This window comes from Devosia sp. (assembly GCF_041917035.1).
Lineage (GTDB): Bacteria > Pseudomonadota > Alphaproteobacteria > Rhizobiales > Devosiaceae > Devosia_A.
Map to the genome: position 1 here is coordinate 1 of NZ_JAYRYM010000176.1, position 7,691 is coordinate 7,691.

The following is a 7,691-nucleotide window of genomic DNA, read 5'->3' on the forward strand; positions in this document are numbered from 1 at the left end:
TCGAGCGGGTGAAGCACTTCTTCACCCACTACAAGGACCTCGAGCCGGGCAAGTGGTCCAAGATCGAGGGCATTGGCGGGGTCGAGGACGCCCGCCGGGTCATCCTCGATTCGATCGCCCGGGCGTCAGCTGAAAAGCTGTGACGACACCCTTGAAACCCGACTGAACCAGTCGCATATACTGCGCAACGGTCGATCGCGGCGCTGTTCCCTCCCGGCAGCCTCGGTCCGGCCCAAACGAAAGGCGCTCCCCGCAAGGGTTGAGCGCCTTTCTGTTTTCAGTGCCCCATCGACATGCCCGGCTGCGCCGCCGGCTTCCTGACGAAGAAGGCCGCCCCGATGGCGAACAGCGAGATCAGCGCGCCGCACAAGAAGCCCATCCGGATGCCGCCCGACAGGGCCGACACCGGGTCGAGTCCTTCGGCCGCGCGCGTCGCTGTCCCGACCGTCATCAGCGCCACGAAGAGGGCCACTCCGGCGGCACCGGCGACCTGCTGGATCGAACCGAGGATCGCACTCGCGTGCGAGTAGAGCGGCATCGGCACCGAACTGAGTGCCGCCGTGAACAGCGGGGTGAACATCAGCGCCAGCCCGACGCTGATGGCGATGTGCCCCGCCAGCACGGCCCAGACCGAGGTGGTCTGATCGACCAGGGTCAGCAGCCACAGCACCACGGAGACGATGATGGTGCCCGGGACCAGCAGCCTCGTCGCGCCGATCCGGTCGTAGAGGCGGCCGACCGTTGGGCCGAGCAGGCCCATCAGGAGGCCGCCGGGCAGCAGCAGCAGGCCCGTCTGCAACGTATCGAGGCCGAGCACGTGCTGGGTGTAGATCGGCAGCAGGATCACCGTGCCGAACAGGCTCATCATCGCGACAGCCATGGTGACGACGGCAATCGTGTAGTTGCGCGATCCGAAGGTACGCAGGTCGAGCAACGCGCGATCCTGTCGCTGCAGCAAGAGCTGGCGCCAGACGAAGATCGCCATGGCGACGATACCGACGGCGATCGGAGCCCAGGACGGAATCGGCGATGCCTCGTCATGCGTCGCGCCCTCGCCCAGGCTGGAGAGGCCATAGACGATGCCACCGAAGGCGAGAGCCGAAACGATCACCGAGAAGATGTCGAGCGGCGCGTAACGCGGCGTCGAGACGTTCTGGATCCGGGCCCAGCCGAGCGCCAGCGCCCCCAGCGCTATCGGCAGCACGAGGATGAACATCCAGCGCCAGTCCAGGTAGGCGAGGATGAACCCGCCGATCGTCGGGCCGACGGCTGGGGCCACCGACATGACGATCGAGATGTTGCCCATCGTCTTGCCGCGCGATTCGGGGGGAACGAGGGTCATCACCGTGGTCATCAGCAGCGGCATCATGATGGCTGTGCCGGTGGCCTGGACGACACGCCCGACAACCAGCAGCTCGAGCCCGGGCGCGACGGCGCAGATCAGCGTGCCGGCCGAGAATATCCCCATCGCCAGTGCGAAGATCGGTCGGGTGTGCAGGCGCTGCAGCAGGAAACCGGTGACCGGGATCACCACCGCCATGGTGAGCAGGAACGCCGTGGTCAGCCACTGCGCCGCACTGGCGGTGACGCCGAGGTCCTTCATCAGGTGCGGAATGGCGACACTCATGATGGTCTCGTTGAGGAAGACCACAAAGGTCGAGACCAGCAGGAGGGCGATCACCAGCCTGTTGCGGGCGGCAGTAGCGGCGTCATCGCGGGGCGCGGCGGCGGCGTCGGACATGATGTCGGAGGTCATTTGCGGCTACCTTGAAAGAACTGCGCTGAAAAGGGGGGCGGTGTATGACACGGCCGGGGTGAGTCTGACCAGCCCCCGGGGCGCATGGCTCGGATGCGAGTCCGGGTTCGGCGTATCGTATGGCTTCGGGGACGGACGAGTGTGCCGATCCTACCCAAGACGAGGGAGGCGCCCGGGTTTCGACAGTCGGAGCCAGATACTTTACTTAAGGATTGAATTAAGTGAAAGCGCCGGCAGAGTCAACGCCGCTCTGTCCGGGGGACGACCGGGCGTGCAGCCGGCCGTCAGGCGCGCTTGGCCCTGCCGTTGCGCATCGACAGCAGCGTTGCGCCGATCACGCCCAGCGCCACGACGGCGATGATGATCGTGGCGAGCGCGTTCACCTCGGGCGACACGCCGAGCTTCACCTTCGAGAAGATGATCATCGGGAGCGTCGATGAACCGGGACCGGACACGAAGCTCGAGATCACCAGATCATCGAGCGACAGGGTGAAGGCCAGCAGCCATCCCGAGACCAGTGCCGGAGCGATGATCGGCAGCGTGATGTCGAAGAACACCCGCACCGGATTGGCACCGAGGTCCATCGCCGCCTCTTCGAGACTCAGGTCGAAGTCGGAGAGGCGCGACTGGACCACGACGGTGACATAGGCGGTGCAGAACGTGGCATGCGCAATGATGATGGTGACAATGCCGCGCCCCGCCGGCCAGCCGATTAGCGACTGCATGGCGACGAACAGCAGGAGCAGCGCCAGCCCGGTGATGACGTCCGGCATCACCAGCGGCGCCGACACCGTCGCCTGCAGCACGGTCTTGCCGCGGAAGCGGCGGAACCGCACCAGAGCGATCGCGCACAGGGTCCCGAGCACCAGCGCGATGGTTGCCGCGACAGCCGCGATCTGCAGGCTGAGCAGCGCCGCCGGCAGCAGCTGCGGATCGGCCCACAGATCTGCATAGGCCTGGGTCGAGAATCCCGCCCAGACCGTCACCAGCCGGTTGGAGTTGAACGAGAAAATCACCAGCGAGAGGATCGGGGCGTACAGGAACAGGAAGCCGATGGTCGAGGCAATCGGCAGGAACCAGCGGTTCTTTCCCATCAGCGGCGCCCCTCGACGACGGCATTCTGTGCTCGCTGCATCAGCATGATCGGGATGACGACGACGATCAGCATGGTAATGGCGAGGGCGGCAGCGCGCGGCCAGTTGGTCTTGGAGAAGAACTCGTCCCAGAGGATGCGGCCGATCATCTGCGTACCCGGTCCACCCAGCAGCGAGGGGATGACGAACTCGCCGATGGCAGGAATGAAGACCAGCATGGCGCCGGCGACGACGCCGGGCATCGAGAGCGGCAGGGTGATCGACAGGAAGGTGCGAACCGGCCGGGCGCCGAGGTCCGCCGAGGCCTCGAGCAGAGCCGTGTCGAGCTTCACCAGGTTGGTGTAGAGCGGCAGGATGAAGAACGGCAGGTAGCTGTAGACGATGCCGACATAGACCGCGAAATCGGTCTGCATCATGGTCAGCGGCGGAATGCCGAAGACGCCGAGCACGTTGTTGATCACGCCCTCGCCGCGCAGGAACCCCGAAAGCGCGTAGACCCGCAGCAGGAAGGAGGTCCAGAACGGCAGGATCACCAGCATCAGCAGGAGGTTCCGCCAGCGATCCGGGGCGCGGGCGATGGCGTAGGCCATCGGGTAGCCGATGAGGATGGCAAACACCGTCGAGATGGCAGCGATCCGGATCGATGACAGGAAAGCATTGAGGTAGATGTTCGACGGATCGGTGAAGATCCGGATGTAGTTGGACAGGTGCAGCGTCAGCTGCACCGTGCCTTCCTCGGTGGTGAGCAGGTCCGAGTAGGGCGGCTGGCCGAACTGCTTGGTAGCCAGGGAAATGCCGAAGACCACTGCGAGCGGCACGAGGAAGAACAGCGTCATCCACCCCGCGGGGGCGGCGATGACCAGGCCGCGGCCGGAAATCCCGACGGCCGCAAGCAGCCGCCGCAGCAGCGCGAAACGGCGTTCCGGCCGGGCGTAGGCGGGCCCGTCGCTCAATTGGTCAGCACCGAGCCGGAGGTGTCGCCCCACTGGCACCACACCGCCTCGTCCCACTTGATCGCGTCGGGGTCGCCGCGCCGCACGTTGGTCTTGGTGACCCGGATGCGTTTGCCCGAGTCGAGGATCACCTGGTAGACGCTCATGTCGCCCAGGTAGCCGATATCCTCCACCATGCCGTGCGCGATATTGGCGTCGCCTTCCGGGCGTTCGCGGGTCAGCGTGATCTTCTCGGGCCGGATCGCCCACCACAGCACCTGGTCGGGCGCGCAGTCGACACCGTGGCCGACATAGATGTCCGTACCCGCCTCGGTCGACCGGATGCGCACGTGGTCGGGCTCGTCCTCGGTCACCACACCCTCGAACATGTTGACCGAGCCGATGAAGCCGGCGACGAAGCGCGAGTTGGGAAACTCGTAGATGTCGGTCGGCTCGCCGATCATGGCGATCTCGCCCTGGTTCATCACCCCGATGCGGGTGGCGAGCGACATCGCCTCTTCCTGGTCGTGGGTGACCACGATGAAGGTGACGCCGAGCGTTTCCTGGATCTTGACCAGCTCGAACTGGGTTTCCTCGCGCAGCTTCTTGTCGAGGGCGCCGAGCGGCTCGTCGAGCAGCAGCAGCTTGGGACGCTTGGCAAGCGCGCGGGCCAGGGCGACGCGCTGGCGCTGGCCGCCCGAGAGCTGGTGCGGCTTGCGCTGGGCATAGGGCTCGAGCTTGACGAGCTTGAGCAGTTCCTCGACCCGCGCCGCGATCTCGGCCTTCGGCATGTGGTCGCGCTTGAGCCCGTAGGCGATGTTGTTCCATACCGTCATGTGCGGAAACAGCGCATAGGACTGGAACATCATGTTGATCGGCCGGTTGTAGGGCGGCACCGTCGACATGTCCTGGCCGTCGATCTCGATGGTTCCCGAGGTCGGCACCTCGAAGCCGGCCAGCATGCGCAGCAGCGTCGACTTTCCCGAGCCGGAGCCGCCGAGCAGGCAGAACAGCTCACCCTTGTAGATGTCGAGCGAGAGTTCGTTGACCGCTGCGACGTCGCCGAACTTCTTGGTGACGTTGCGGATGCGCACGAACGGCTTGGCGGCAGGGTCGCGCCAGGGGCGGGTGTCGGCGGCGAGCTGGGGCTTCTTGGCCATCGGGATTCGGATCCGGTCGGAGGCGGATGGGACGGGGCGCAGCACCCCGTCCCGAAGGGTCAGGAACCGGCCTTGATGCGCTGCCAGGTCTCGGTCAGTACTTCGTCATAGTCCGGCGTGTGGGCCTTGAGCCCGAACAGCTTGGCGGCCGTATCCCCGGTCGGGTAGATCGCCGGATCGTTCTTGACCTCGTCGTCGATCAGTTCGAGTGCCGCCTTGTTGCCCGAGGCATAGAACACGTAGTTGGTGTTGGCCGCCGCGATGTCGGGCCGCAGCATGAAATCGATGAACTTGTAGGCGTTGTCGACATGCGGGGCGTCGGCGGGGATGGCGAACAGGTCGAACCACTGCAGCGCGCCTTCCTTGGGGATGACGTAGCCGACCTCGACGCCGGCCCCGGCCTCGGCCGCCGCCGCCTGCGCGATGAACACGTCACCGGAATAGCCGATCGACAGGCAGACCTCGCCATTGCCCAGGTCATCGATGTACTGGCTGGAATTGTAGTAGCGCACGTGGGGGCGCACCGACATCAGCAGCTCTTCGGCCTTCTTGAGGTCCTCGAGGCTTTCCGAGTTCGGGTCGAGCCCGAGGTAGTTGAGCGCCGACGCGACGATCTCGGCCGGTGCGTCGAGCATCGTGACACCGCAATCGGCAAGCTTGGAGATCAGCTCGGGCTTGAACACGATGTCCCAGGTGTCGACCGGCTGCTCGCCAAGCCGCTCCTTCACCTTGCCGGCATTGTAGCCGATGCCGGTGGTGCCCCACATGTAGTCGACCGAATGGGCGTTGTCCGGGTCGTGCACCGCGGTTGCCGCCATCACCTGCGGGTCCATGTTGACGAGGTTGGGCAGCTTGGACTTGTCGAAGGGGAGGAACAGGCCGGCCGCGACCTGCCGCTCGAGGAAGAAGCCCGACGGCACCACCACGTCATAGCCCGACGAACCGGCCAGCAGCTTGGCCTCGACCAGTTCGTTCGAGTCGAACACGTCATAGTTCACCTTGATGCCGGTCTCGGCCTCGAACTTGGCGACTGTGTCCTCGGCGATGTAGTCGGACCAGTTGTAGACGTTGACCACGTTCTCCTGGCCGAGGGCCGGCGTCGCCAGCAGCAGCGCGCCGAGCGCGATCATCATCTTGTTGTGCATCGACAATGTCTCCTTTTTCGTATCAGGCGGCCGCGCATGGGGCGGCGTTGAAAGGCAGGCGGTGGCCGGCAGAGGTGAGCCGCTTCGCCACCGGCCCGACAAGCGGACGACCGGGCATGGCGACAACGGAACTGGGGTGATGGGAATGCGGGGAGGTGAGGCCAAGCGGCGCAGATCTTGCGCCGGGAGAGAGCGTGTTCGCAATGTGCCCGGAGCCGGGCGAGCATCGATCCGGAGGCTCCGGATCAACAGTAACCTTACGCAGCGAAGTGACCCTTCCCGATGGAGCCGTCAGCGCGGCAAAACCTAGTGGCATTTTCCCGGCCGGGCAAGGGCTTCGGCGGGGTCGCGGGCGCTTGGCGCACCTGTATGACGCGCTATCGCCGGCGATCGCTTCGCACCGGTTGCCCGGATTGAAATCGGTGACGATTGGGTTCATGGAGAACCGCCGATTTTCCGGGGACAGCGACGTGAGCCTTGCCAGCCATCTTTCCATTTCTCCCGCCGTGATCGAGGCGCTGGCCAGCGGCCGGCCGCTGGTCGCACTCGAATCGACCATCATCACGCATGGCATGCCCTATCCGCAGAACCTCGAGATGGCGCGCAATGTCGAGGCGGTGATCGCCGCCAATGGCGCCGTGCCGGCGACGGTCGCGATCATGGACGGCACCTTCCGCGTCGGCGTCACGGCGGCCGATCTCGAACGACTCGCACGCACCGGCGGCAAGGCTGCCAAGGCCTCGCGCCGGGACGTCGCCGCGCTGCTCGCCTCGGGGGAGGTCGCCGGCACTACCGTGGCAACCACCATGATGGCAGCCGAAGCCGCCGGCATCCGGGTGTTCGCCACGGGCGGCATCGGCGGCGTGCACCGCGGCGCCGAGACCACTTTCGACATTTCCGCCGACCTCGACGAACTGGGCCGCACGCCGGTGGCCGTGGTGTGTGCCGGCGCCAAGTCCATTCTCGATATCCCCAAGACCCTCGAGGTGCTGGAAAGCCGCGGCGTCCCGGTGCTCGGCTACGAGACGGACGACTTCCCGGCGTTCTGGGCCCGCCGCAGCGGCGGCAAGGTCGACCACCGCGTCGACGGCGCCGAGGCGGCGGCACGGGTGATCCGCCTGCAGTTCGACCTCGGCCTCGGCGGCGTGCTGGTCGCCAACCCGATCCCGACAAGCCACGCGCTCGATGCCGACGAGATCGAGGGCCGGATCGCCGAGGCCATCCGCGGCGCCGAGGCGGAGGGGGTGAGCCGGAAGGACCTGACGCCCTTCCTGCTCAAGCGCATCTTCGAGCTGACCGGCGGCAGGAGTCTCGTCGCCAACATCGCGCTGGTCGAGAACAACGCGCGGGTCGCCGCCCTGATCGCCGTCGCACTGGCCAGGCGGACATGAGCACCGGCGCCGGCCGGGTCATCGTCATCGGCGATGTGATGACCGACGTGATCGTCATCCCCGAGGGCCCGCTGGTGCGCGGCTCTGACCGGCGCGCCGCGATCAGCACGAGACCTGGTGGATCGGGCGCAAACCAGGCGGTGTGGCTGGGCGCGATGGGCACCAGGGTGAGCTTCGTGGCGCGCGTCGGAGCCCGCGACAAGCCGCACCTCG

The 7,691-nt window shown here is 66.2% G+C and carries 8 protein-coding genes; 3 read left to right on the top strand and 5 right to left on the bottom strand.

What is annotated here, in order from left to right:
* Positions 1-143: inorganic diphosphatase (locus ACE3TU_RS15965; protein ID WP_374625955.1), on the top strand; the 143-nt coding region annotated here is incomplete at its 5' end.
* 134 nt (positions 144-277) lie between these two features.
* On the opposite strand, the gene ACE3TU_RS15970 is transcribed toward ACE3TU_RS15965, so the two are convergent.
* The 5 genes from ACE3TU_RS15970 to ACE3TU_RS15990 all read right to left on the bottom strand — a co-directional run bounded on the left by ACE3TU_RS15970 (position 278) and on the right by ACE3TU_RS15990 (position 6,087).
* On the bottom strand, positions 278-1,756 hold the full coding sequence (locus tag ACE3TU_RS15970) for an MDR family MFS transporter (protein WP_374625944.1): 1,479 nt from the start codon (positions 1,754-1,756) through the stop codon (positions 278-280).
* 284 nt (positions 1,757-2,040) lie between these two features.
* Positions 2,041-2,850 carry an ABC transporter permease subunit gene (locus tag ACE3TU_RS15975; protein ID WP_374625946.1) on the bottom strand — a complete coding sequence of 270 codons (810 nt, stop codon included), beginning with the start codon at positions 2,848-2,850 and terminating at the stop codon, positions 2,041-2,043.
* Positions 2,850-3,803, bottom strand: a complete 954-nt coding sequence (locus ACE3TU_RS15980) for an ABC transporter permease subunit (RefSeq protein WP_374625948.1) — start codon at positions 3,801-3,803, stop codon at positions 2,850-2,852. Before ACE3TU_RS15980 ends, ACE3TU_RS15975 begins: the two co-directional genes overlap by 1 nt.
* On the bottom strand, positions 3,800-4,942 hold the full coding sequence (locus ACE3TU_RS15985) for an ABC transporter ATP-binding protein (RefSeq protein WP_374625950.1): 1,143 nt from the start codon (positions 4,940-4,942) through the stop codon (positions 3,800-3,802). The genes ACE3TU_RS15980 and ACE3TU_RS15985 overlap by 4 nt, the downstream gene beginning before the upstream one ends.
* A gap of 59 nt (positions 4,943-5,001) precedes the next feature.
* The gene (locus tag ACE3TU_RS15990) at positions 5,002-6,087 is read right to left on the bottom strand and encodes a polyamine ABC transporter substrate-binding protein (RefSeq protein WP_374625951.1); all 1,086 of its coding nucleotides are present in this window, start codon (positions 6,085-6,087) and stop codon (positions 5,002-5,004) included.
* A gap of 437 nt (positions 6,088-6,524) precedes the next feature.
* Here ACE3TU_RS15990 and ACE3TU_RS15995 point away from each other — a divergent pair, with 437 nt between their 5' ends.
* Together ACE3TU_RS15995 and ACE3TU_RS16000 are read left to right on the top strand one after the other, a co-directional pair.
* Positions 6,525-7,478, top strand: a complete 954-nt coding sequence (locus ACE3TU_RS15995) for a pseudouridine-5'-phosphate glycosidase (protein ID WP_374625957.1) — start codon at positions 6,525-6,527, stop codon at positions 7,476-7,478.
* A partial coding sequence (locus ACE3TU_RS16000) for a PfkB family carbohydrate kinase (RefSeq protein WP_374625953.1) occupies positions 7,475-7,691 on the top strand: 217 nt, incomplete at its 3' end. The genes ACE3TU_RS15995 and ACE3TU_RS16000, both read left to right, overlap by 4 nt.